This window comes from Pragia fontium DSM 5563 = ATCC 49100 (genome assembly GCF_900112475.1).
Taxonomy (GTDB): Bacteria; Pseudomonadota; Gammaproteobacteria; order Enterobacterales; family Enterobacteriaceae; genus Pragia; species Pragia fontium.
In genome coordinates, this window is the sequence record NZ_FOLW01000001.1 from 727,578 (window position 1) to 752,404 (window position 24,827).

At 42.1% G+C, this 24,827-nt stretch carries 20 protein-coding genes, 2 tRNA genes and 1 pseudogene; 7 read left to right on the forward strand and 16 right to left on the reverse strand.

Translation table 11 applies throughout. The features are described from left to right. Positions 1-21 precede the first annotated feature (21 nt). Positions 22-1,524 (reverse strand): bifunctional ADP-dependent NAD(P)H-hydrate dehydratase/NAD(P)H-hydrate epimerase, encoded by a 1,503-nt coding sequence (nnr, locus tag BMZ28_RS02965; RefSeq protein ID WP_074820540.1) that lies wholly within the window; start codon positions 1,522-1,524, stop codon positions 22-24. Here nnr and queG point away from each other — a divergent pair. Continuing rightward, a complete protein-coding gene (gene queG / locus BMZ28_RS02970; protein ID WP_074820541.1) occupies positions 1,523-2,662 on the forward strand; it encodes a tRNA epoxyqueuosine(34) reductase QueG in 1,140 nt (379 codons plus the stop codon). The two genes, nnr and queG, sit on opposite strands and share 2 nt — an antisense overlap. Positions 2,663-3,034: 372 nt before the next feature. Here queG and BMZ28_RS02975 read toward each other — a convergent pair whose 3' ends face one another. After that, positions 3,035-3,955 carry a LysR family transcriptional regulator gene (locus tag BMZ28_RS02975; protein WP_074820543.1) on the reverse strand — a complete coding sequence of 307 codons (921 nt, stop codon included), beginning with the start codon at positions 3,953-3,955 and terminating at the stop codon, positions 3,035-3,037. Between the two features lie 197 nt (positions 3,956-4,152). Here BMZ28_RS02975 and BMZ28_RS02980 point away from each other — a divergent pair, with 197 nt between their 5' ends. Further along, a complete protein-coding gene (locus BMZ28_RS02980; protein WP_074820545.1) occupies positions 4,153-4,749 on the forward strand; it encodes an FMN-dependent NADH-azoreductase in 597 nt (198 codons plus the stop codon). A gap of 506 nt (positions 4,750-5,255) precedes the next feature. Here BMZ28_RS02980 and BMZ28_RS02985 read toward each other — a convergent pair. The 13 genes and pseudogenes from BMZ28_RS02985 to orn form a co-directional block, all read right to left on the reverse strand. Beyond that, positions 5,256-6,929 carry a 2-isopropylmalate synthase gene (locus tag BMZ28_RS02985; RefSeq protein WP_074820548.1) on the reverse strand — a complete coding sequence of 558 codons (1,674 nt, stop codon included), beginning with the start codon at positions 6,927-6,929 and terminating at the stop codon, positions 5,256-5,258. A gap of 129 nt (positions 6,930-7,058) precedes the next feature. After that, a pseudogene (locus BMZ28_RS02990) lies at positions 7,059-8,225 on the reverse strand (nucleotide sugar dehydrogenase). Between the two features lie 12 nt (positions 8,226-8,237). Continuing rightward, positions 8,238-9,302, reverse strand: a complete 1,065-nt coding sequence (locus BMZ28_RS03000; RefSeq protein ID WP_074820552.1) for an oxidoreductase — start codon at positions 9,300-9,302, stop codon at positions 8,238-8,240. Positions 9,303-9,304: 2 nt separating this feature from the next. Further along, a complete protein-coding gene (locus BMZ28_RS03005) occupies positions 9,305-10,465 on the reverse strand; it encodes a hypothetical protein (protein ID WP_074820554.1) in 1,161 nt (386 codons plus the stop codon). Between the two features lie 19 nt (positions 10,466-10,484). Then, positions 10,485-11,054: a thioredoxin family protein gene (locus BMZ28_RS03010; protein ID WP_074820556.1), complete on the reverse strand. Its 570-nt coding sequence runs from the start codon at positions 11,052-11,054 to the stop codon at positions 10,485-10,487. Between the two features lies 1 nt (position 11,055). After that, positions 11,056-11,514 carry a VOC family protein gene (locus tag BMZ28_RS03015; RefSeq protein WP_074820558.1) on the reverse strand — a complete coding sequence of 153 codons (459 nt, stop codon included), beginning with the start codon at positions 11,512-11,514 and terminating at the stop codon, positions 11,056-11,058. Beyond that, positions 11,501-12,739 carry a Gfo/Idh/MocA family oxidoreductase gene (locus tag BMZ28_RS03020; RefSeq protein ID WP_074820560.1) on the reverse strand — a complete coding sequence of 413 codons (1,239 nt, stop codon included), beginning with the start codon at positions 12,737-12,739 and terminating at the stop codon, positions 11,501-11,503. The genes BMZ28_RS03015 and BMZ28_RS03020 overlap by 14 nt, the downstream gene beginning before the upstream one ends. Further along, entirely contained in the window at positions 12,736-13,113 is a 378-nt protein-coding gene (locus BMZ28_RS03025) for a cupin domain-containing protein (protein WP_164720425.1), read from the reverse strand. Before BMZ28_RS03025 ends, BMZ28_RS03020 begins: the two co-directional genes overlap by 4 nt. A 5-nt stretch (positions 13,114-13,118) precedes the next feature. Next, the gene (gene dapA / locus BMZ28_RS03030; protein WP_074820563.1) at positions 13,119-14,012 is read right to left on the reverse strand and encodes a 4-hydroxy-tetrahydrodipicolinate synthase; all 894 of its coding nucleotides are present in this window, start codon (positions 14,010-14,012) and stop codon (positions 13,119-13,121) included. 20 nt (positions 14,013-14,032) lie between these two features. Next, positions 14,033-15,181 carry a pyridoxal-phosphate-dependent aminotransferase family protein gene (locus tag BMZ28_RS03035; RefSeq protein WP_074820564.1) on the reverse strand — a complete coding sequence of 383 codons (1,149 nt, stop codon included), beginning with the start codon at positions 15,179-15,181 and terminating at the stop codon, positions 14,033-14,035. Between the two features lie 708 nt (positions 15,182-15,889). After that, positions 15,890-15,965 (reverse strand) — tRNA-Gly (locus BMZ28_RS03040). A 48-nt stretch (positions 15,966-16,013) separates the two neighbouring features. After that, positions 16,014-16,089: transfer RNA gene (locus tag BMZ28_RS03045), tRNA-Gly, on the reverse strand. Between the two features lie 178 nt (positions 16,090-16,267). Next, on the reverse strand, positions 16,268-16,813 hold the full coding sequence (orn, locus tag BMZ28_RS03050; RefSeq protein ID WP_047779756.1) for an oligoribonuclease: 546 nt from the start codon (positions 16,811-16,813) through the stop codon (positions 16,268-16,270). A 90-nt stretch (positions 16,814-16,903) separates the two neighbouring features. Here orn and rsgA point away from each other — a divergent pair, with 90 nt between their 5' ends. The 4 genes from rsgA to BMZ28_RS03070 all read left to right on the forward strand — a co-directional run bounded on the left by rsgA (position 16,904) and on the right by BMZ28_RS03070 (position 22,807). After that, positions 16,904-17,947 (forward strand): small ribosomal subunit biogenesis GTPase RsgA, encoded by a 1,044-nt coding sequence (gene rsgA / locus BMZ28_RS03055; RefSeq protein WP_074820565.1) that lies wholly within the window; start codon positions 16,904-16,906, stop codon positions 17,945-17,947. A 176-nt stretch (positions 17,948-18,123) separates the two neighbouring features. After that, the gene (gene asd / locus BMZ28_RS03060) at positions 18,124-18,984 is read left to right on the forward strand and encodes an archaetidylserine decarboxylase (RefSeq protein ID WP_074820647.1); all 861 of its coding nucleotides are present in this window, start codon (positions 18,124-18,126) and stop codon (positions 18,982-18,984) included. 36 nt (positions 18,985-19,020) lie between these two features. Continuing rightward, positions 19,021-22,338, forward strand: a complete 3,318-nt coding sequence (mscM, locus tag BMZ28_RS03065) for a miniconductance mechanosensitive channel MscM (protein ID WP_074820567.1) — start codon at positions 19,021-19,023, stop codon at positions 22,336-22,338. Between the two features lie 52 nt (positions 22,339-22,390). Beyond that, a complete protein-coding gene (locus BMZ28_RS03070) occupies positions 22,391-22,807 on the forward strand; it encodes a hypothetical protein (protein WP_074820569.1) in 417 nt (138 codons plus the stop codon). Positions 22,808-22,870: 63 nt separating this feature from the next. Here the strand turns inward: BMZ28_RS03070 and epmA are convergent, their stop codons facing one another. Beyond that, positions 22,871-23,848 (reverse strand): elongation factor P--(R)-beta-lysine ligase, encoded by a 978-nt coding sequence (epmA, locus tag BMZ28_RS03075; RefSeq protein ID WP_074820571.1) that lies wholly within the window; start codon positions 23,846-23,848, stop codon positions 22,871-22,873. Positions 23,849-24,243: 395 nt separating this feature from the next. Here epmA and BMZ28_RS03080 point away from each other — a divergent pair. Beyond that, a partial coding sequence (locus BMZ28_RS03080; RefSeq protein ID WP_139211624.1) for an FAD-binding protein occupies positions 24,244-24,827 on the forward strand: 584 nt, incomplete at its 3' end.

The following is a 24,827-nucleotide window of genomic DNA, read 5'->3' on the forward strand; positions in this document are numbered from 1 at the left end:
TCCCGAACGTTCTTTAATTAATCAAGGATTGACCAGCTTTGGAATTTCCGACAGCAAATCTGTCGCCATCATTCCCCGTTCACCCTGACGCTGTGCCACAAGATCACCGGCGGCACCGTGGACAACACATCCGGCACAAGCCGCATCAAACGGGGTTATTCTTTGACCAGCAAGGCTGGCAATAATACCGGATAGCACATCGCCCATGCCGCCGGATGCCATTCCGGCATTGCCTACATCGGCAATAGCTATTTGGCCGCCATCATCAGCAATAACGGTTCCGGCACCTTTTAGCACCACAACGCCACCATAGCGACTGGCTAACTCTTTTGCTGAATGTAAGCGGTCACTTTCAATCTGTTCTATATTACACCGCAATAATCTTGCCGCTTCACCGGGATGAGGCGTAATGATACGATTTTGCCGCTTATCCGGGACGATTGCCAGCAGGTTAAGCGCATCCGCATCCCAAAGCATTATTTTTTCGCTCTCGGCTACCAGCTTTATGGCATCCTTAGCCCAATCAGACAGACCTAAACCTGGTCCAATAGCAATCACATCGGCCCAAGCAATGCCTTGCGCTAAACTTTCTCGATCTAATGCCTGAACCATCAGCTCCGGTCTGGCGGCCAAAATAGGGCCGATATGTTCATGGCGAGTAAGTACTCGCACTAAACCAGAACCCGTGCGCAGAGCCGCTTCTCCGGCCATGCGTATTGCGCCACCGGTGCCAATATCACCACCAATCACTAACAGCTTTCCATGCTCTCCTTTATGGGAGCTGGAACGACGAGGTTTAATCCACTGATTCAAGCTCGCTATAGTAAGACGTTGAATCGGTGTTTTTTGTTCCGCTAGCCAACGAGATAATCCCAAAGCATTATAGTATAGCTCGCCAATAACATCCCTTGCCTGCCCGGTCAGTAACCCCGGTTTTAACGCTACAAATGTCAGCGTTTGCGCAGCTTGGATCACTTCACCGCAGGCAATACCGGTATTTGCATTCAAACCAGAAGGAATATCCAGCGCCACAATTGGCGCACCATAATGGTTAGCCATCTTAATCAGATCGCTATAAGGCTGTTTTGGTGCAGACTGAATACCGGTTCCCAACAGACCATCAACGATCAAATCACAATTTTCTGGCCAACGGACGTCATGCGAAAGCACGGTGCCATAGTTATTGATCCAATTCTCTCTGGCCTGACGAGCCTCTGCTGGTAACGTATTTTCATCACCACAACCGATAATAGTGACTTCTATCCCATATTGCCGAGCATAGCGTGCGATCACATAGCCATCACCGCCGTTATTGCCATGACCACATAGAATCAGCCAACGCCGGGCATCCGGATACTGTTTTCTACAGAGTAAAAATGCCGCTTCGCCAGCCCTCTCCATCAATTGATATAGGGAAACGCCTAAATGACGTGCACCAATCTTCTCATTTTCACGCACCCAGTCGGCACTAAATACAGAATGTGGTAAACTTAAAGCGTTATGATTCTGCTGATGGTCTGCCATGTCACTCCCTCTCGATTTCAATCAATTAGCCCAACATATCAAGCAATGGGGGCAAGCATTAGGTTTTCAGCAGGTTGGTATCTGTGATACTGATCTGACGTCGGAAGAACCTAAACTACAAGCGTGGCTTGATAACCAATACCATGGCGATATGTCGTGGATGGCTCGCTATGGCATGCTGCGAGCCCGACCTCACGAGCTTCAACCCGGCACATTACGGGTGATCAGCGTTCGCATGAACTATCTCCCGCCCGATGCAGCATTCGCCAGAACCTTGGGTAATCCTCAGTTAGGCTATATTAGTCGTTATGCTCTGGGTCGAGATTATCATAAGGTATTACGCCAACGATTAAAAAAACTGGGTGAAAAAATTCAGTCTCACTGTCATCAATTAAGCTTCCGTCCGTTCGTTGATTCAGCACCGATTATGGAGCGGCCTCTAGCAGCGAAAGCGGGTCTTGGTTGGACAGGTAAACACTCACTCACTATTAACCGCGAAGCCGGTTCCTGGTTTTTTCTTGGCGAGTTGCTGGTTGATATTCCTCTCCCGGTAGACACGCCCGTTGAAGAAGGCTGTGGACGCTGCGTGGCTTGTATGACTATCTGTCCAACCAATGCCATTGTTGAACCCTATGTGGTGGATGCCCGTCGCTGTATCTCCTACCTGACCATTGAGCTGGAAGGGGCGATTCCCGAAGAGCTTCGTCCACTTATGGGTAACCGAATATACGGATGTGATGACTGCCAGATGACCTGCCCATGGAATCGGCTGGCTCCCCTGACAGAAGAAAGCGATTTTCACCCGCGTCAGTATCTGTATCAGCCCCCGCTTCTGGAACTCTATGCTTGGGATGAGGCGGAGTTTCTTGCTAAAACCGAAGGCTCGCCTATTCGTAGAATTGGTCATTTTCGCTGGCTAAGAAATATTAGTGTCGCTTTGGGTAACGCGCCTTATCAGCCCGAAATCATGAGCGCACTTCAACAGCGTAAAGGTATTAATATTGTACTGGATGAACATATTGACTGGGCCATTGCCCGTCAATTAGAAAGGAGACAACAGCAGGAAATAACCGTTCAGCAGCCTAAGCTACAGAGGCTGATTCGCTCGATAGAAAAAGGACTCACCAGAGATGCCTGAAATGTCTCAAAAATAGGAACCGAGCGAATAATATACATAATATAATTAACTGTGCATAAAAAATTCAAAAGGTCTTACTAATCAACCCTAAAAAAAACATCAAGGGTTAGATGCGACATAATTAAAATTAAAAAACCCTTTAATTTCAAATTATAATAATTCGACATTTTTAGAGCGAAACGTATTTTGGTTATACACCGCCATAGCAATCTTGTGGATAACTCTGTTGACAGTAATGATCAGGATCAAATTACAGCAGGTCGAATTAACGCCCTCTGTTAAAAACATTAAGTATTGGACAGGATGAATGAAAACTCAAGTTGGAGTGAATAAATAATAAACAATTATGCTTCCATTGTATGAACAACCTCATCATGGCGTGATGTTTGCTTGACTCTCGTCAAACACCGATTCTATTAAGACCAGTTTTTCCGGCAGTTCCGCCAGTAATTTATCAACGGCCACTCTGACTTTTAATGGCAGACGCTGGGTATAAGGCCATACCACACTAATCGGAAAGTTAACCCCAGAGGTGTTCTTCATAACCTGCTTGAGTTTGCCCTGAGCAATTTGTTCACGAACCAGCCAGTAAGGAAGCCAGGCAATTCCAGCGCCTCGCATTGCGGCATCAGCCACAGCCTGCATATCGTCCATCATAATTTTTGCTTTGGGTCTTATCTCCTGCAAAAGACCGGCTTCATCAATAAACTGCCATTTCTGCAATATACCCGAGTGGATATAAGCCACCGCATGATGCTCGCTCAAGTCATCTTTGGTATTGGGTTCACCATGGCATCTCAGGTAATCAGCAGAAGCGCAAAAAACCATGGTGTGCTCCCCCAGTTGACGGGCAATCAATGAACTTCGTTCAGGTAAGGCGCCAATACGAATAGCAAAATCAAAACCGTCCTCGATCAAATCAACCGCCCGATCGTTAAAAGAGATTTCGAGCTGTAGATTTGGATGAGACTGCACCAATTCAGTTAATAACGGAGCAATACATAAATGACCGAACAATACCGGTACTGATACTCTCAAACAACCACTGACCTGAATCTTTCCTTCATTAAGAATGTCCTGAGCCCGTTGAATTTCATTTAACGCACGATGGCAGTGTTCATAAAATAACTGCCCTTCATCAGTCAAACTTTGCTTACGCGTCGTCCGCTGAAACAGCGTTACGCCTATTTTACTTTCCAAACGCGCAATGGTTTTACTGACCGCAGAGCGGGTTAAATGGAGTTTCTCTGCGGCACCGGCAAAACTTCCAGAATTGGCAACGGCAATAAACATTGAAATACCACGGAGGTCTGAACTATCCACATTGGTGCCCTTAAGTAAACAATCTAAGGAATAATTATAAATAATGGTGCCAAATCATCAATGGTAGAATCATTTTCATTTTGAAAATCACACTGACACACGCTTGCCCCAACTTACCGGCTGATCTCACTCCGAATTCAACAGCGTGTTTTATCAAGGTACCTACTATGTCAAAAATTCTTGTCCTTAAATCCAGCATCATGAGAGAGCAATCTCATACCTCCGGTCTGATTGATGCTTTTCTTTCCGACCGAAAATCCAAAGGATATGATGATGAAATCATTCAGCATGATTTAACCACGATGGATCTACCGGTATTAGATAGCGAATTATTCAGCGCCCTGCGTGGGGGGAAAAATCCTAGTGAGCGAGCCCGTCATGTGGTGGCACTGTCAGATCGACTGATCGCCGAACTAAAATCAAGCGATCTGCTGGTTATCGGCGCACCAATGTACAACCTGAGTATTCCAACCCAGCTGAAAAACTGGCTTGATTTGGTTGTTCGTGCTGGTCTCACATTCAAATACACTGAAACATATCCGGCAGGACTGGTAGAGAATGTTCGTGCTGTAGTTATTAGTTCCCGTGGCGGCGTTCACCTCAACCAGCCAACTGATACTGTAACCCCTCATATGCAAAGCGTGTTGGGGCTTATCGGTATCAATGATGTGCAGTTTATCTACGCAGAAGGGTTGGATATCCGACCTCATGGATTGGAAGCTGGACTAGCTGATGCCAGAAACCAGATCGTAGAGCTCATTTAAGGTAAGCTCTGACCCATTGATTTATTTGGAGCTCTTGTACCAACGGATTATTTTGTATAGTTTTCCTCTCGTCATGTATTCGGATAATGTATAAATGAGATCCGTAAGTTAAAGAAGAAGCTACCGCGCTCCTGATGTTGAATATTGGGCTCCTTGAACAATTCTCGTTAATTGAAAAACTCAGGACGCGGTTTCCGGTTGCTGTTATCTGCCTGATTTTGCTAAGCTAGCCATGTATTGGTATTTGATTATGTATTATAAAGACAAAGAAATAGTGAGGATCACTTCAGGTGCGTCTTAAAGCATCATTAATAATATAGCCATTTAGGTATCTCGAAATAAACCCAAATAAAAAAGCTCCATTCTTCTCTAAGATAAATTAGCCCAAAGAAGATTGAAGCCTTATTAAGTCAACACTCTCTCCTAACTTAATGTCCGAGGAAAATGCATCTATTCAAAAGATAGCAGGTAAACTAAAACTGTTCATTATCTGCATGAACATGGACTCAAGCCTGTGTTGAACAAGATAAAAATCGATTCATGGCAGAGATTAGCGCAATCAGCGGTGCTACTGCTATATTACTACTTATCCCAACACCATAAAATGTGTCGCCAGCGATCTTAATTGACAAATAAGCAATCGCTTCTGCCTGACTGGATTGAGTTAACGCACTTTCAGTATAATCAACGACTGACAGACTGATATTAAAGCGAGCTTCCAGCGCTTTAATCGCAGAATCTAAAACACCATTTCCTGAGCCTTGAACAACAATATCTTCTGAGTTATAGCATAGCGCAATTGCAATTGTTGTGGCCGCATCATTAATATCTAAAGCATTAATATTAATGAAACGCAATGGACCATCTTCTTTAATAAATTGATCAGAAAAAGCCTGATAAATAGACTCCTTATTAACTTCTTTATTTTCCTCATCAGCAATCTTTTGCACCGTCTGCTGCAACGTAATCAACATTCCTCTTGGTAAACGGATGCCAAAATGGTGTTCTAACAAATAGGCAATCCCACCCTTACCCGACTGCCCGTTAATTCTAATAACTTCTTCATAGCTTCGACCAATATCATTAGGATCAATCGGCAAATAAGGTACATCCCAATAATTCTTATTAGACTGCAATACAAGAGATTTCTTTATTGCATCCTGATGTGAACCCGAGAAAGCAGTAAACACAAGGCTCCCTGCATAAGGGTGGCGCGGTGGCACCCTTAACTGATTACAGTCTTCAACACAATTGACAATGTCAGGCAAGTTGGAGAGCTCCAGCGTTGAATCTATCCCCTGAACTGTACAATTTAACGCTAAATTAATCAGATCAACATTACCGGTTCTTTCACCATTACCAAATAAGGTTCCTTCGACTCTATCCGCACCGGCTAGTATACCTAACTCAGCCGACGCAATAGCAGTTCCCCTGTCGTTATGAGGATGAATACTTAAGCAAATTTTATCCCGATAGGCTAAATGAGCTGACATCCACTCAATCTGATCAGCATAAATATTGGGGGTACTGAGCTCTACCGTTGACGGTAAATTAATAATCAAACCATTACCTGTGGCATTGATCCATTTTTCACTAACAGCATTACAAATCGTTAGAGCAAAATCGAGTTCAGTACCGGTAAAACTCTCTGGAGAGTATTCTAACTGCCAATCAGTTTCAGGATGAGACTTAATCTCCTCGACAATCCACGCCACGCCAGACAATGCAAGTTCAACAATTTGCTCACGACTTTTACAAAAAACCTGCTCACGTTGCTGTTTTGAGGTTGAATTATAAAGGTGGATCACCACTTTTGATGCACCAACAAGAGCACTAATTGTTTTGGCAATCAATTCTTCACGAGCTGGGACCAACACTTGAATAAGCACATCGTCCGGAATCAATTGATTATCAATTAAATGACGAATAAAAGCATAATCTGTTTCAGACGCAGAGGGAAAACCCACCTCAATTTCCTTAAACCCGATGCCAAGTAGACAGTGATAAAGCTTTAGCTTTCTTTCAAGATCCATAGGATCAGCTAAAGCCTGATTTCCATCACGGAGATCAACGCTACATAGCCTTGGCATGGTAGTAATACGTTTCTCTGGCCATTGCCTAGTTTGTTGAGTTACAGGGATTATTGGATAAGACTTGTATTTTCTAAAATCAATTGGCATAGTTCCCTCTCGTGTTCGCTTTTTGAACAATTGCACAGTAAAGCATCAATATAACATAATCTGTCTTGAAAATAATATCGAAAAACCAGGGGGGGGAGATAGGTCAAATATCCGGTTGTCAAAGCTCAATTAGTCACGTAAATAGATATCCCTTGAATAGACCTTATCGATAACATCTGATAAATCTGGTGATACTCTATTAGTCATAATAATATCGGCACGTTGTTTAAATTCAGCCACATCACGGATGAGTTCTACTTCAATAAATCTATCACTCTCTAATAGTGGCTCATAGACAATAACACGAATATTTTTTGCTATAAGGTGCTTTATTATGCTAATTGTTGAAGATTCTCTAAAATTATCGGATTGACTCTCCATTGTTAAACGGTAAATCCCCACTACTTCCGGTTTACGTTTAGCTATCGAATTACTGATAAAATTCTTTCGGATGGTATTAGCATCAACGATAGCATTAATTATTGAATTGGGAATATCATGATAGCAACTTCTTAGCTGCCTTATATCTTTAGGTAGGCAATATCCCCCATAACCAAATGAAGGATTGTTATAATGATTACCGATTCTGGGATCAAGACACATGCCATCAATAATATCCTTGCTATTCAACTCATTAATTTCAGAAAAAGTATCGACTTCATTAAAAAAAGCGATCCTCATGGCCAAATATGAATTAGATAAAAGTTTAATAGCTTCTTCCTCTGTCGATTCTGTAAGAATTACTTTAATTTCTTTTTTTATTGCACCCTGTTGAAGTAATTCAGCGAAATGTCTGGCCCTATCACTTCTCTCACCTACAACAATACGAGATGGATGCAAATTATCATACAAAGCTCGACCTTCACGTAAAAAACTCAGGAGAGAAGATAATATTATTAGTCTGATGGGATGAGCTAATCCTTTTTGTATAGTCAATCGGCACCGTTGATTTAATAATAATGATAGTATCGGGATTAATAAGTAATACATCGCGAATTACAGCATCCACCGTTTGAGTATTAAAGCTATTACATTGTGTATCATAATCAGTTGGTGTCGCGAAAATAACGTAGTCTGCATTCTGATAGGCCATTTCTTTATTTAACGTCGCCATCAAAGCTTATTTGTCTTTGCTAAATAAGCTTTGACGCCTTCGTCATCAATGGGTGATATTTTTTGATTTAATAATGCTACCTTCTGCACAGATATATCCAATACCACAACTTCATTATACTGTGACAATAACAGAGCATTAGATAGTCCAACATACCCCATTCCCACAATTGTTATTTTCATATAGATACCACACTAATAGAGTATCTTATTACCATAGATTTCTTGGCAGTCTTTTCGGTCGAATGAATCTAAAGGCCAATTATTCTTTGCTAGTTCTATCCATTGTGGCGTTAATAATAGCGATTTACCCACCATAGCAATATCAGCATAATTAAGAATACGATTAGCTGTATCTTGGTTATGTATCCCTCCGGCGGCAAAGAGATATCTAGACCAGTATTTTCTTACTAATGAAGCAAAGTGGAGCGTATAGCCAATCGGATCGTCTAGCATTTCAGGACAGCTTAATGAAATAATGTCAATGTCTGATTTTGCCAAAATAGCCATAGCTTGTGCGAGCTGGGACTCTTTGTTAAATAGCTTATCTGCCGCTGATGCAGAATTTTGATATGACAATCGAATAGAAAGTAAGACTTTCCCCTCTGTCGCAACTCTTAGTGCACAAAATAGGTCTGTCACGATTTTGAACCGATTCGCAATATTTCCGCCATAACAATCCTGACGATTATTAATAGACTCGGCAATAAATTGATTCAGTAAATAGCCATGAGCACAGTTAATTTCTATCCCGGCAAACCCCGCTTTAACCGCCTGTTTGGCCGAGCACACGAAACTCTCAATTAACTGATTAATTTCCTGCTGCATCATCGCCTTTGGTCTAACATAAGGCCGTTTAGTCATACGATCTAACCCACAATGGGGAATATCACCGGAGGAAATGCAAGATCCTTCGTTCCAAGCCCGCCTATCATTAGCTAAACGTCCTGAATGATTTAACTGTATGATAGGCACCGCCCCATAACGTCTAATTTGTTGATTAATGCTACGCCACTCCTGAACGTGCTTGTCACTATAAAATAGTGATTGCCCCATTAACGACGAAGGGGCTGTTGTTTTTATTGCTAATGCTTCAGTGGTAATAATAGCGCAACCAGACTCTGCTCTGTTCACCAAAAGCTCGCGGCAACGAGCAGGAAACGTATCATCTAGAGCCGCCAACCGGCTCATTGGAGCGAAGCCAATTCTATTATTCAAATTGAACTGACCAATTCTAATTGGAGAAAAGAGTGTATTCATGATCAAGAATCCAAAACTTGTGGTAATTGTCCCGATTTTACCTTACCTGACTGAATATCTTTTTCATTTATCTGAATCATTTCCTCAACGGCCGACAGCCAATCATCTGTAATATGATGCTTTTTAGCTTCATTCACGATTTGTCTCATCGGATTTAAATGAGCTTCGGATAAGCCACGTAAGGCCAGAATATGGTTGTACGTGATATCTAATGGAAACGACTTGGGAACGCCAGCCCCGATGGATTTAAAGTTTAAGATAGTACGAATACATTTTTCACACCGACAGCAATTATGCCGTATATCATTTCCCTGCCAGCAAACGCGTAAATTATCAATACCATTTTGCCAGTCTTTAACCATTGCTACTTTTTCCCCCCTAGTGTACTCAGCCGCATCGTGCTCAACATGAAATAAATCGGACGATAATAAGGGATCGGTAATAGGATTTGATCCCCAAGGCAGCAATAAACTGTTATAAGGCTCCGAACTAGCGATTAAACCATAACTGTGATTTTTAGAAAAAAACATCATACTGGCCACCATACCAGTAGCAAATGCATCTTCCCAATGTTTAAGATCCTTATGCCATAACTCTCTAAAATTGGTTTTCAAAGGAAAAAGCGTGACATGAACTTCGGCCAAAATAGGAATACTGCGTCGAAAGATCGCATCATAAACATCGCCACTATCTAAAGGAATATCAAAACCATGTACCATAACAGCGCTAGTAAGGGTTTGTTGAGATTTACCGCCCATGTGTTGAAATGTTGTAAAAGTACTATCCAATCCCCCAGAAAAGGTTTGTATGGCGTCGCCTTTTACATTAAAAACACCTTCCTCAATTTTTTTTGCACTAATGCTTACTTTACGATAACGATCAGGTCGCCAGCAAAGCCAAGCTGCTTGAAAACGTTCGATATTTCGTATTAACGTATCACTTATCGTTCCATCGATATAAATATCCAACCCTTCACGCATTGCATAAAATAATGTGGCAATAAGAAACGTGTCAGCACGTTCGCTGATTTCATTTTTATATTTTATATTTGTCGTAAAATATAATCGATCAATTGAATCGTCCGGATTAATAATATCTGCACCAACGGTAATATTATTATCCGTTATCGAAGTACCGAAATTGTTGATGATTAAATTCTTCATGCTTGACTCCAATTAATAATTATAAGTCGCAATATTCTTCAGGTAACCAATGCTCATCTTTACCTGCCCATTTAACAGTACAGCCTTTAGGTTCAGTTATAGGGGCTGATATAACTTCACCCAAAGTTAATGAATTCAGTGCATCCTCTAATTCATGAGTTGTAGCCAGTGATTCATCACGAGGGAAATCATCTAACCGACCTCGATAAACTAGTTGTCGACTCTCATTAAAAACAAAAAAATGTGGAGTTCTTATCGCTCCATAAGCTTGTACAACTTCTTGCTTTTTATCGTAAAGATAAGGAAATTTCATACCCCAAGCATCTGCAAAACTAGACATATAGTGAAAAGCATCACTGCTATAATGACTATCATCATTTGAGTTAATAGCAACAAATGAAATCTGCTCATATTTATTGGCTAGTTTTACTATACGCGTCATTGTTCCTTTAACCATCGGACAATGATTACAAATAAATGCAATTACAATATTTGGCGCAGTAAAATCTCGTAATGAATAAACAATTCCATTTGCGCCTGCAAGCGTAAAGTTAGGGGCTTGTTGTCCAATGTCCAGTGTAAATCCCATGTTATAACTCCTTATAACTGATTAATTCAATAATGTTATTTTCCAGATCGCGCATATAAATAAACTCGATAATGTTATGTACAGTTTTAATTCTTACTGGGAATTTCGTGACTAAAGTGAATTTTAGCTTTTGCTGTTCAAGAGCCTCAATAACAGAATTAATATCATCAACTTCAAAAGCAAGATGACGAATTCCACTAGTATTTACCCGTTTTTCGTCAACAGTATCATGATGATCATCAAACTGGGTTAACTCTAAAGTGAACGCTAATGATGAACTATATAAATGAATAGTCCGAGCTGTCATTCCGGGCAAACCAATACCGGTTTGAAACTCATAACTATCTAGAGTAATATCTTTGATCACATCTGCATTCAGTAATATCTGATAAAACAAACTAAGATAGTCAATATCCTTAGTAATAATAGCCGTATGTAAATGACGTTTAAGCAACCCCATTATTGGTACTCTCACTATTTGATTTAGCAAACATTGACGGTAATATTTCATTGAACTTATTAATATTGACTTGTTCTATGAAATTATTCATGGCGTTTTTCGCATCTCCATTTAACACATAATTATTAATCATTAGTTTATAAACCAAACTTAGATCAATATTATGTATTTCTTCCTGAAGTCTATCCTCCTGTTTTCTTGACTTATCAATGATATTTAATAAGCGCTCACTAGTGTAGATCAAATCATTAATCGTAGAAAGACGGTCTTTACGATGATTAATTAAAGCATCAATAGCGAAAGAAAACATATTATACATATTATCATCTCGCTCTATGCATAAATACTTTTTAACAATTCTGTTACCCCTTAATAATACAACGCTAGCTTTAATATCATTTAACTCCTCACAAATTGGTGAGTAAATCGAATGAATGGTGTAATCATTACTACAAAATATATCAAGTGTTCTTGTTATCTCAGAATGTTGCAAATTAGAATAATGAATTGCCACTTTATTTTTACCAAAATAATCAATAACAACACCAAGTCCGTGAGAATTAATACACTCATCATTTTTAACCATATCTTCAGCCATAGAGTAAATAGTCCTACCACTTTGACCAAAAATATCATCAGCAATATATAATTGATGAGGGATCTCAATTTCAAAAGCTGTTGGGGCATGCTCTCTTGTAAACGCCCTGCCTGAAAAAGATTCCTGTACTCTATTCTTAGAAAAATTTGTTAACAACATTTCAGGTAAAATCTCAAACTCTTGGAGCAGCTCTTTAATCTTATATTGTACAAATGAATATAAATAATTCCTCACCATAAAAACATCAGCATTTTTAATAAGTGAAACTATTTCACTATTTATTCCCTCCCGAATAAGAATCGGTTTTTCAATAATTATTTTCTTAAATCCTAATTTTAAAGCATGGCAGAACTCATCAAATAAAATTGCTGATGGTAAGCACAGATCAATAATGTCATTTTCTCTGTCGTAAATGTGATTATCATGGATTAAGGCCTCTAAGGTTGGCCATATTTTCAATCGTTGTTTTTTTTCCTCACATAACTTTAATAAATCTTTACCAGGAGTCATTCCAGGATCAACAAAAAGAAATTCTACATCTGGCAACGTTTGACTGTCTATCATCTTCAAGTACGAATTGAGATGTAAGTAGCCCGCTTTACCCGCCCCGAGCAGAATTATCCTCATTCTTTAACCTCGCGATGCACAACTGCACCATTAAAGGTTAATTCTGCAACGTGAAGCGCCAGATATTTGATAGGCTTATCGCCAACGGCACGAATTCTATGTTTGGTATTTTTGGGTATTTGAATACAACCCATAGGATTAAGCACGATACTATGTCCATCGATCTCAACCACTGCTTGCCCATCTATCAGCAAATAGATTTCAGAGGTGTCAGGGTGGTAATGTTCTTTACCTCCTTTACCTGGTTCAGCACTCGCTAATGCAGAACGAATAATATGTGAGCCAGCTTCATATTCTGAAGCAAAAATAAGTGCACGGCTAACATCACCACCATACACAGATTTAACATCCAGTTTTCTTGAATAATCATTCATATAAATCACCATAATTCCGTTTTTTTAATGAGCATATTGAGTGTCTCAAACTTATCTATTTCTAATGCTGTCAACGGTAGCCGAGTTGGACCACAGTCAAAATGACAACGCTTAAAAATTTCTTTGACCGCAATAGGATTAGTCGATAAATACATAGCCCTAAATAATGGGTGGTATTTTTTATAGAGTTCTCTGGCTGTGACAAAATCATTATTATTGATGGCTGCAGTGGCAATCGATGCCATTATTCTCGGTATAATATTAGCCGCGACAGAAATATGTCCATGAGCACCTAATAACATCGCAGGTAAAGCAGAGAAGTCATTACCAGATAGCACAACAAAATCCTGATTCTTAGTTACCTCTAACAACTCTCCAAATCTCCGAATACTTTGATTACCTTCCTTCATACCTGCAATATGTGGGTGTTTTGCTAAGACACTGATACTGTCAATAGATATATCTACAGTTGTTCTGTCTGGTAAATTGTGAATAAGAAGAGGAATGTTAGAATCTTCTGCAATATTCAAAAAATAGGCCTCAATCCCAGCTTTAGTTGGTGGATCAAGATAAGGTGTAAAGGCAAGTACAGCTGAAACACCAATTTTTTCAGCCTCGGAAATCAGTGATTTAGTCCTAGCCAAACATTCCGTTCCCATATCAGGTATAATCATAGCCCGACCATCGGCATACCTGTGTGTAATATCGACAATTTTAATTTTTTCTTCGTCAGTTAACGCAGCTGTTTCACCAGTAACACCATTTGGGCATAATTTAGTAATACCATGATTAATTTGAAAATCGACTAATTTTTTTAGGGTCTTTTCACATATATCTCCTTTTGCATTAAATGGAGTTATGAGTGTGGTAAATATTCCCGATAGCATTTTCTTATTCATATTAAATCCTTTTTAATAACTTAATTTTTTATATATTCATTCCATGCCGCAATTAAACCAATGGCTTCATATTTCCGTGACTGAAGCAGGCAAAGCGTTATTTCAAGAGCTGTGAGCAAATGAAGAATATCTTCAGGCGTAACAGCACCAATATGACCAATTCTGATAACTTTGCCTTTCAGATGATCTTGACCATTGGCAATCATGATATGAAATCGTTCTTTCAAATTGTTGATAATATCTTGAGCACAAAGTGAATCAGGCAGCTTGGCAACCGTAACAGCATTACCCATTTCGTCCTCACGACAATAAAGCTCAAGCCCCATTGCTTGTATGCCTTTACGACACAGATTGGCACAAAATTTATGCCGCTCCCATATTGGCTCAATGCCTTCTGCAACCATAGCGTTCGTAGCTGCATGAACACCAAGAATTAAACTTGTAGCTGTTGAGTTAGGCGTCGTCTGGTTATCACCATTGATTAAATGAGAGTAGTAATCAAAATAGACTGTTTGACTTATTTCGGTTGATTTTTCAATTAACTCGCGGCTTGCACAAATAAAAGCCAACCCCGGCGGGTTCATAAAACCTTTATGAGAAGCACTAATGACAACATCAATTTTCCATTCATCTTTTAGTAATGGCTGCACACCAATCGTTGCCATAGCATCAACAACAAGCTTAGCTTTAGCCTCCTTACATTTTTCACTTAGTTGCTTAACATCAACAACCAATCCCGTTGACGTCTCACAATGGCTGACAAAAACGAAATCAGGACATACATTCCTCATTGCAGTTTCAATATTTATCAACGGAATTGATTCCCCTGAGGGACAAGTCAAGATAGAAATATTTTTAACGTTATGCTTTTTTAAAATATCGATCCAGCGGTGACTATATTTACCTGAATCAATGATAAGAGCCGTATCATTTTGTGATACTAGATTTGCGACAACCGACTCCATCATTCCGGTCCCAGAACTTGGCATTAATAAAATGGGGTCTTGGGTTTGAAAAATATATTGGAGATTACTTTGTAATTCAGAATATATATTTTTAAAACGCTCATCTCTATGATGCAAGATATCAGATATTGAAGCCAACCTTACTGGTAATGGGATATTTCCCGGTCCTGGGGTATGTATTTTTAGTTCATTAAAATGAGCCATTATATCTCCCTGTCCAATTAATTTAATCTTACTTGTTTATTTGCTTATTAATTGCACAAAAGAGTATGACCTTACTGTGACAAACATCACATACTTTCAAATAAAACCAAAATTTCCTGATCTAAATCATTTAGTTATGAAATTGCAACACGTTTAATGGGAACTATTAGGTTTATAAAAAATTTTAATCACCTATAAAATGAACAGTTTATAAATAAAATTACTTTATATAACAGTTGGACAAGTTGTGGGCGTTGTACATCAAGTTTATGACTAATAAATTGAATTAAGATTTTTTACATATGTTTTTTAAAACAAAACGAGCATTGTTAGCCAACAACTCAATAGGAATTTTGATATCAGATTTAAAATCAAAGAAAAATCATTAATAGTTCAACCACTATAAAATGAGTTTAGGATAATAATCCTTTAATAATTGCTTACTAACTTTACGGCACAGATAAGACAGCGTTAAAGCCTATTGATGGTGTCCACTTCCCTACAGTAGGAACAGTGAATCATTTGAGAAACAAACTTAGAATATCATAGAGTTGATTATTTTTTCTTGGTTTTCCATTACGAACTATTGATTGCATCAGTAGGCGGCCCCCTGAGATTAGAATCAATAAAGTTGGATTCTCAAGATTAAGAAGTCGAAAACGCTAAAGATACAAAAATTGAGTTTATTAGAACCCTAAGAAGAAAACTTGGAGCGGGAAACGAGACTCGAACTCGCGACCCCGACCTTGGCAAGGTCGTGCTCTACCAACTGAGCTATTCCCGCATTAAGCGAAGCCTAACTTTCTGATACTGCTAACAACTATCTAAATTTTGGAGCGGGAAACGAGACTCGAACTCGCGACCCCGACCTTGGCAAGGTCGTGCTCTACCAACTGAGCTATTCCCGCATTCCAAATGCCGAACGTTTTATTACGTTACGGGGAGCGCATTATACGAAAATTAACTTAAGCCGCAAGCCCCTCAACCGAAAAAAAACGTAATTTCGTACCGCTTGTCTATTAAAACAGCATTATGATTCAATAAACAACAGTTTTAAAACGCTTGTTGCTACAGCACTCTCCGTGATTACAGCTTAATAAAATTCTCACGGTAATAGGCCAACTCGGCAATAGAATCACGAATATCGTCCAACGCCTGATGCGTGCTCTGCTTTTTGATGCCGTCCAAAATTTCCGGCTTCCAACGACGAGCCAGCTCTTTCAAGGTACTAACATCCAGATAACGATAGTGGAAGTAACGCTCTAGTTCCGGCATATAGCGATACAGAAAGCGACGATCCTGACCAATACTGTTGCCACAGATAGGTGAACAGCCTTCAGGAACCCACTGACGTAAAAACTCAATGGTCTTTAGCTCCGCCGCCTGCTCGTCCAGCGTACTCTCTTTTACTCGCTTCACCAGACCACTTGCGGTATGCGTGGTAGTATTCCACTCATCCATGATCGCCATATGCTCATCGGTTTGATGAATGGCAAAAACCGGTCCTTCCGCCAGAATATTCAAGTTGGCATCGGTAACGATAGTGGCAATTTCGATGATGCGATTACTCTGTGGATCTAAACCTGTCATTTCCAGATCGATCCAAATCAGGTTATTCTCATTCTCAGACATGATGTTTCCTGCGTGATTAACTATACATCAGTGTATCATAGTCGCTTGATATGTATCCGGCGACTGTCGCTGTACCTGAAAGGTGTTTTTGTGAGTAAAAATAAACTGTCCAAAGGCCAACAACGGCGCGTTGCAGCTAATCATCAGCGGCGTTTACAAACAACAAACCAAAAACCTGAGCCAGACGACTCTCTATTTGGCGAACCTCAGGAAGGGATAGTAATCAGCCGCTTCGGCAAACATGCCGATGTAGAGGCCGCTGACGGTAGCCAACATCGCTGTAATATTCGCCGCACGGTTGCTTCACTGGTTACGGGTGACCGTGTGGTATGGCGCGCGCCAGTTAATGCCCATACTAAAGGCATTATTGAAGCCGTACATGAACGGGAATCCGTGCTCACTCGTCCAGATTTTTATGACGGTATCAAACCCATTGCCGCCAATATTAACCAAATCATTATCGTCTCTGCCATTCTGCCAGAACTTTCATTGAATATTATCGACCGCTATCTGGTCGCCTGTGAAACGCTGTCGATTGCTCCGATCATCGTTCTCAATAAAGTTGATTTACTGGATGAAGAAGGACGCGACTTTATCGATCAAACCATGCAAATTTACCAGCGTATCGGCTATACCGTGCTTCAGGTTTCCAGCTACAGCGGAGAAGGCATGGTTGAATTAAAAGCCATGCTGGACGATCACATTAGTATTTTTGCCGGCCAGTCAGGGGTGGGTAAATCCAGTTTACTGAATGCGCTATTACCTGAAAGTGAAGCTAAAATTAACGTAGGTGAAGTCTCTGACAATTCGGGACTCGGCCAACATACCACCACCGCGTCCCGTTTATATCATCTGCCGGACGGCGGCGATATTATCGATTCTCCCGGCGTACGTGAATTTGGTTTATGGCATTTAGAGCCAGAGCAAGTGACCCAAGGCTATATCGAATTTCGTGATTATCTTGGCCACTGTAAATTCCGCGACTGCAAACATATTGACGATCCCGGCTGTGCCATCCGTGAAGCGGTAGAGCAAGATAAGATTACAGAAGAACGTTATGATAACTATTTGAGAATTCTTGATAGTATGGCTGACGTCAAAGTACGTAAAAATACTATCGAGGCCAAGAACTAATCAGCTTTCGGTCTATAATCCAACCACAATGCAACATTGCCCGCGCATTGTGGTCATAATAGGCTGAATAAGAATTAATATGATTTACTCAAGGTTGAATGACTTTGCATTTCAGCCCCGCTACAATGCGCGACTTTCGTTTACAAGTCGAACAGAACAACGTTAAGAGGTTACCCGTGCTGGATCGCATAAAAGTACAATTACAATATTTACTCCCTAAACAGGGACTGACCCAACTGGCCGGCTGGGCCGCCAGTAAACAGGCTGGATGGTTTACCCATCTGGTGGTGAAAGGGTTTGCCAAATATTATCGTGTCAATATGCAGGAAGCCGAACAGCCTAACCTTGAAACCTACGCGACCTTTAACGATTTCTTTGTTCGTCCATTACGTGAAGGTGCTCGCCCGGTAGTCGACGGTGAACATCAAATCGCATTACCGGCTGACGGCGCTATCAGTCAACTGGGTCAAATCACCGAAGGTAAGCTACTTCAGGCCAAAGGCCATGACTTTACTCTGGAAGCCTTATTGGCCTGTAATATGCCGATGGTTGAAAAATTCCGTAATGGACTCTTTGCTACCACCTATCTTTCACCACGCGACTACCATCGCGTTCATATGCCTTGTGATGGCGTATTACGTGAAATGCTGTATGTGCCTGGCGATCTGTTTTCAGTTAATCCATTAACTGCGGAAAACGTTCCTAACCTGTTCGCCCGCAATGAGCGAGTCATTTGCCTGTTTGACAGCGCATTTGGTCCGATGGTGCAAATTCTGGTGGGCGCAACCATCGTTGGCAGTATTGAAACCGTTTGGGCTGGCACCATTACCCCACCGCGCAGTGGCGTACTCCAGCGTTGGACCTACCCAACTGAAGGTGAAGGTGCCGTTCATCTGAAAAAAGGTGAAGAAATGGGACGCTTCAAGCTAGGCTCCACCGTGATCAACCTGTTTCCGGAAAACAGCATCACTTTCTCACCGGCCTTACAATGTAAAACGCCAACCCGAATGGGTGAACTATTTGCCGAGATACGCTAAATAAATTTAATTGATAAAAGAGCGGGTTAATAAAGGATGAAGCGGACACGTTTATTATTGGCATTACTCAGCCTGCTGTTTATTATCCCGTTACAGGCAGCAATCCTGCCTAATACTGGACAAATTAAGCAGGAAATTAAGCTGGCCGAAGCCAATAAGGACGTACCCAGCCAGAAAGAGATTATTGAAATTTATCAAAGTGCGCTGAGCTGGTTAGAGGATCGCACTGAGTCTCTTTCTCGCAGTCAGCAATATCGCAAAGCGATTGATGAGTTTCCTAAATTAACCAAAATGCTGCGTACCCAGTTGGAATCAAGCAGCAATGAACTACCGGCTCCCTCCGACACCCTCGCCATTGCGGAACTTGAACAACTATCTATTCAAATCAATAGCCAACTGCTGGAGTTAAGTCGTCAACTACAGCAGGAACAGGATCGAGCCAGAGAAATCAGTAATTCACTGACGCAACTTCCGCTCCAGTTAGCTTCAACCCGCAAAGCGCTCAATGAACTGGAACTTCGCCAATCCGCAACAGGGACTCAAACTTCCTCGCTTAACCAAGCTAAAAACATTCAATTACAGGCTGAACTGGCTTTCTATAAGGCCAAAGTTGATGAGCTTGAGCTAGAACAGCTTTCAGCCAGTAATCGGCAAGAAATTTCGCGCTTACAGATAGAGATCTTGAAAAATAAGCAGGCTAAAACCGATAACCTGCTTCAAGTCACCAACAGCCAGTTAAATTTCAAACGTCAGGCCGAAACGAAACAAACCCTGGAACACACCACTCAACTGGCTGAACAAAATGGCGATCTTCCGACGTCAATCCGTAAGCTGTTGCAGGAAAATCAGGAACTGTCGGAACAACTCAGCCAACAAGCAGTGCGCATGGATGAGATTTCTACCGAGCAGCGCGCCGCCATCACAAAGATTTTGCAGGTTCATCAGGCCATGACCTCCCTGACGGAGCAAGCACAGTGGTTAGGTATGTCTACTGCACTGGGGGAAACCCTCAGAATGCAAGTATCGCGCCTGCCGGAAGTGCCAAAACCTCAGCCGCTGGACAGTGAAATGGCGGAAATGCGCGTACAGCGCCTAAGCCTTGATGAGCAGAGAGATAAGCTGTCACAGATGAAACCGTTAACCCAGGATGACGGTCAGCCGCTGACGACTCAACAGCAAGAACTAGTCAAACAACAGATCAAAATGCAGCAAGATTTGCTGTCATCATTGCTGTCCGGGTACGACACCCTAATTTTGGAATTAACCAAACTTAAAGTCTCTAATAACCAATTAATTGATGCGTTGGCAGAAATTAAAGATGCCTCCCACCGTTATCTATTTTGGGTGGCTGACGTAAACCCACTCACTTTCAGTTATCCCATTCAAGTAGTACAGGATCTAAATCAACTGCTGTCGCTGGATACCCTTTCGGAACTCAGTAGTGCATTTAGCATGATGTTAACCACCAAGGAATCGGTGGGTTTAATTATCGCAGCGATAGTGCTGGTCGGCTTCAATATCAGCTCCCGACGTCATTATCAGGCGTTTTTAGAACGGGTCGCGTCGCGTATCGGTAAAGTGACGCAGGACCAGTTCTACGCCACTATCCGTACCGTTTTCTGGTCAATTATCGTGGCTGTCCCGCTACCGGTACTGTGGTGGGCATTAGCCTATGGGCTGCAACATGCCTGGCAATACCCCATCGCAGTGGCTATCGGTGAAGGCGTCAATGCCACCGTTCCACTGATGTGGGTGTTTATGATCAGCGCCAGCTTTGCTCATCCACAAGGGTTGTTTATTGCACATTTCCGCTGGTCTCAATCCAGAGTTGCCAGAGCGATGCGTTATTATGGTCTGTCACTCTGGATCGTTATTCCTCTGATTATTGCCTCTATCAGCTTCGATAACTTTAACGATCGAGAATTCTCCGGTACTCTCGGCCGCCTGTGCTTTATTCTGCTGTGCGGTGCGCTGATCATGATGACCACTAATCTGAGGCGGGCGGGTATTCCGCTCTACCTTGATCGTAAAGGCTCAGGCGAGAATATGGTGAATCAGGCGCTCTGGACCTTCCTGATCTGTGCGCCCATTGCCGCCGCACTGGCTGCCTGTTTTGGTTATCTCGCTACAGCACAGGCGCTGCTGTTAAGGCTTGAAGCCTCGGTAGCAATATGGTTTGGCCTGCTGGTGATTTATCATATTATCCGCCGTTGGATGTTAATTCAGCGGCGAAGAATCGAATTTGACCGGGCCAAGCAGCGCCGGGCAGAACGCTTAGCACAACGGGCCAAAGGAGAGGAAGACAATACCCCCTCCAACTCGGATAACCTCTCTGACTCGGATGATTCGGTGGTGGTCGATCTGGATGCCATCAGTGCCCAATCGCTACAGCTAGTGCGTTCAATTTTGACCATGATCGCCTTAGTCTCCCTGATTATTCTCTGGTCTGAAATTCACTCGGCCTTCGCCTTCCTGGAAAATATTCGCCTGTGGGATGTAACCTCTTCTGCGCAGGGTGCCGAAAGTATTCAGGCTATAACCTTAGGCTCGGTGCTAATTTCAGCGTTGGTATTTATTGTTACCACCCAACTGGTACGTAACCTACCTGCTTTGCTAGAACTGGCTCTACTTCAACACTTGGATCTGACGCCGGGTACCGGCTATGCCATTACCACCATCACTAAGTATATCCTGATGCTTATCGGTGGCATGGTCGCTTTCTCGATGATTGGTGTGGACTGGTCTAAACTCCAGTGGCTCGTCGCCGCTCTTGGTGTGGGTTTGGGATTTGGTTTGCAGGAGATTTTCGCCAACTTTGTCTCCGGCCTGATTATTCTGTTTGAAAAACCGATTCGTATCGGCGATACGGTAACCATTCGTGATTTAACCGGTTCGATTACCAAAATCAATACCCGAGCCACCACCATCGTTGATTGGGATCGCAAAGAAATAATCGTGCCTAATAAGGCCTTTATCACTGAACAATTTGTTAACTGGTCACTGTCCGATGCCATTACGCGTATTGTACTCACCGTACCTGCAACCGCCGATACCGATCCGAACCTGATAAAACAACTGCTGGAATCCGCAGCCCATCGGTGCCAGTACGTGTTGGATACCCCTCAACCCGATGCCTTCTTAGTTGATATTCAACAAGGCATCCAGATTTTTGAACTGCGGGTATTTGCTGCCGATATGAGTTCGCGTATGCCGCTGCGCCACGAGATGCATAGTCTGATCCTACAAGCCTATGCTGAACATAACCTGACACTGCCATTCCCGCCATTCCAAATGCGCGCTGATGCCATGTCGCGTAGTGGGGTCAGACCACCGTTTAAAACCGGGGAAATTTAAATACATAGAATTATCTAGTTAATTAGAAACGTCACGGATGGAGATAATCTAAATGAAGTTATTGTTAATATTCACATGCAGCGCTATTTTTATGTTTATAGTAATCCATCTGAATAAGAAGAGAATGACGCGATATGATTATGCTTATGGAATTGAGTGCGCATTAATTGCATCTGTCGCTGATGCATTATCGAAGCTATCCGAAAATATTTTCCCCGAAAGTAATGTTAGCCATATAGATATACAACCTCTGAAAAAAATCATCATTGGTGTAAGTAAGCGTCAAGGGGAAAAGCTACAATTGTTAATTGATGAATACAATAATAATTACGATGGAATAATAAAAAATAATCAGGTAGAAAATTTATCTAGACCTGCATTATTTCAGGCCACCAGTGATGAAAATATTAAAGCGCTTAAAAACTCAGCAGAACAACTACTTAACTTTTTAACCGACGAAGAGAATTAACTGATACCTGTCTGCTCCTAAGTTAACTACAACCTTAGGAGCAGATAATGATAGATACAAAAACTACGCTCTATCAACCGTAAACGCCATCACCTCACCAATCGACTTCACCCCAAGCGCAATCATAATCAAGCGATCAATCCCCAGCGCGACACCGGCACATTCAGGTAATCCGTGCTCCAAAGCGGTCAGGAAATTCTCATCGATTGGATGAACCGGCAGACCACGTGCTTCGCGTTTACGATTTTCCTGCTCAAAACGCTGGCGCTGTTCACCGGCATCGGTCAACTCACGAAAACCGTTGGCCAGTTCAATACCTTTATAATAAACCTCAAATCGCTCAGCAACCCGATGGTCCTCTGAACTGATTTCTGCCAATGACGCTTGCGATGCTGGAAAATGATAGACAAAGGTCGGCTTTTCCTGACCAATATGCGGTTCTACGCCAAAAGCAAACAGCATTTGTAGCAGTGTATCCCGGTCTTCTTCACGGTTGGCCAAATCTTCCATTTCCAGTTTGGCTGCCGCCGCCCGCAACTGAGGTTTATCCGCAGATAGCGGATCGATATCCAGATGACGAATGAAAATCTGCTGATATGAAACGACTTCGCTGGCTTCGCAGTCGAGCACTTGTTGTAGCAGGTCATCGACCTCATTCATCAAGCGGTACATATCAAAATGAGGGCGATACCATTCCAGCATCGTGAATTCGGGATTATGGTAACGACCGGCTTCCTCATTGCGGAAGCTCTTGCCCATTTGATAAATCGGCCCGCTACCGGCAACCAGCAGGCGCTTCATATGAAACTCAGGGCTGGTCATCAAAAATAAAGGAATACCGTCCGCGGCTCCAGGTCCGACAAATCTTGTCTGGAAAGGAAATAAATTGATATCCGTTCCCGTTGCCTGACTCATCGCTGGTGTATCCACTTCTAATACACCACGTTCAGCGAAAAAACGCCTGATTTCACCAACAATCTTTGCACGTTTTAATAAGTTCGCAATAGAAGCGCTAGGCTGCCAACTGGCCACGTCGCTCATTTTTCCACTCCAAATTTCAATTTGTCCGGCAGTCTACCTGTATATGATCACACAAACAAACTTCAACAACGCTTTGTTGCTTTTTAGCCTTACCAAAAGTCAGCTTAAAATCTAATCAATTACATAAAAATACATTTATTTAATATATTGATCACACTTTATTAATATGATCATGTTCAAAAAAAAGTAATTGTTTATGCTTGTTAGATACTAAAAAAATCGACCACATCAATATTCGCCTACATAGTAATAGGTAGAATAAGCGTCCAACACCAGCATCATCAACATTTTCGATGGTGCTGAATAAGAACATCAGATTTTCCTAACGTTATGGATCAAACCAACTGGTATGAGACTATTTTTGATAATTAAACTGGAACATTTGGAGGAGTGCAGTGCAAACCTTTAACGCAGATATTGCTATCATCGGGGCAGGTGGCGGCGGTCTTCGTGCAGCCATTGCCGCTGCCGAAGCTCATCCTGACAGTACCATCGCCCTCATTTCTAAAGTCTACCCCATGCGCAGCCACACCGTGGCCGCCGAAGGGGGCTCCGCCGCCGTCCTCAAGCCTGAAGACAGCTTCGAGTCCCACTTCCACGACACCGTCGCCGGTGGGGACTGGCTTTGTGAACAGGACGTCGTGCAATTCTTCGTCGAGAACAGCCCTCGCGAAATGATACAAATGGAGCAGTGGGGCTGCCCATGGAGCCGTAAAGACGATGGCTCCATCGATGTCCGTCGTTTCGGCGGCATGAAAATCGAACGTACCTGGTTTGCCGCCGATAAAACCGGCTTCCATATGCTCCACACCCTGTTCCAAACTTCCCTCAAGTACCCGAACATCAAGCGCTTCGATGAACACTTCGTTCTCGACCTGCTCTCCGATGAAGGTCATGCCCGTGGTCTGGTGGCCATGAACATGATGGAAGGCACCCTGATTCAAATCCGCGCCAATGCGGTAGTGATGGCTACCGGCGG

Bases quoted from the DNA above. Each gene is read 5' to 3' on its own strand.
- queG (WP_074820541.1), top strand. From the start codon at position 1,523: ATGTCACTCCCTCTCGATTTCAATCAATTAGCCCAACATATCAAGCAA.
- nnr (WP_074820540.1), bottom strand. From the start codon at position 1,524: ATGGCAGACCATCAGCAGAATCATAACGCTTTAAGTTTACCACATTCT.
- BMZ28_RS02975 (WP_074820543.1), bottom strand. From the start codon at position 3,955: ATGTTTATTGCCGTTGCCAATTCTGGAAGTTTTGCCGGTGCCGCAGAG.
- BMZ28_RS02980 (WP_074820545.1), top strand. From the start codon at position 4,153: ATGTCAAAAATTCTTGTCCTTAAATCCAGCATCATGAGAGAGCAATCT.
- BMZ28_RS02985 (WP_074820548.1), bottom strand. From the start codon at position 6,929: ATGCCAATTGATTTTAGAAAATACAAGTCTTATCCAATAATCCCTGTA.
- BMZ28_RS03000 (WP_074820552.1), bottom strand. From the start codon at position 9,302: ATGAATACACTCTTTTCTCCAATTAGAATTGGTCAGTTCAATTTGAAT.
- BMZ28_RS03005 (WP_074820554.1), bottom strand. From the start codon at position 10,465: ATGAAGAATTTAATCATCAACAATTTCGGTACTTCGATAACGGATAAT.
- BMZ28_RS03010 (WP_074820556.1), bottom strand. From the start codon at position 11,054: ATGGGATTTACACTGGACATTGGACAACAAGCCCCTAACTTTACGCTT.
- BMZ28_RS03015 (WP_074820558.1), bottom strand. From the start codon at position 11,514: ATGGGGTTGCTTAAACGTCATTTACATACGGCTATTATTACTAAGGAT.
- BMZ28_RS03020 (WP_074820560.1), bottom strand. From the start codon at position 12,739: ATGAGGATAATTCTGCTCGGGGCGGGTAAAGCGGGCTACTTACATCTC.
- BMZ28_RS03025 (WP_164720425.1), bottom strand. From the start codon at position 13,113: ATGAATGATTATTCAAGAAAACTGGATGTTAAATCTGTGTATGGTGGT.
- dapA (WP_074820563.1), bottom strand. From the start codon at position 14,012: ATGAATAAGAAAATGCTATCGGGAATATTTACCACACTCATAACTCCA.
- BMZ28_RS03035 (WP_074820564.1), bottom strand. From the start codon at position 15,181: ATGGCTCATTTTAATGAACTAAAAATACATACCCCAGGACCGGGAAAT.
- orn (WP_047779756.1), bottom strand. From the start codon at position 16,813: ATGTCTGAGAATGAGAATAACCTGATTTGGATCGATCTGGAAATGACA.
- mscM (WP_074820567.1), top strand. From the start codon at position 19,021: ATGAAGCGGACACGTTTATTATTGGCATTACTCAGCCTGCTGTTTATT.
- BMZ28_RS03070 (WP_074820569.1), top strand. From the start codon at position 22,391: ATGAAGTTATTGTTAATATTCACATGCAGCGCTATTTTTATGTTTATA.
- epmA (WP_074820571.1), bottom strand. From the start codon at position 23,848: ATGAGCGACGTGGCCAGTTGGCAGCCTAGCGCTTCTATTGCGAACTTA.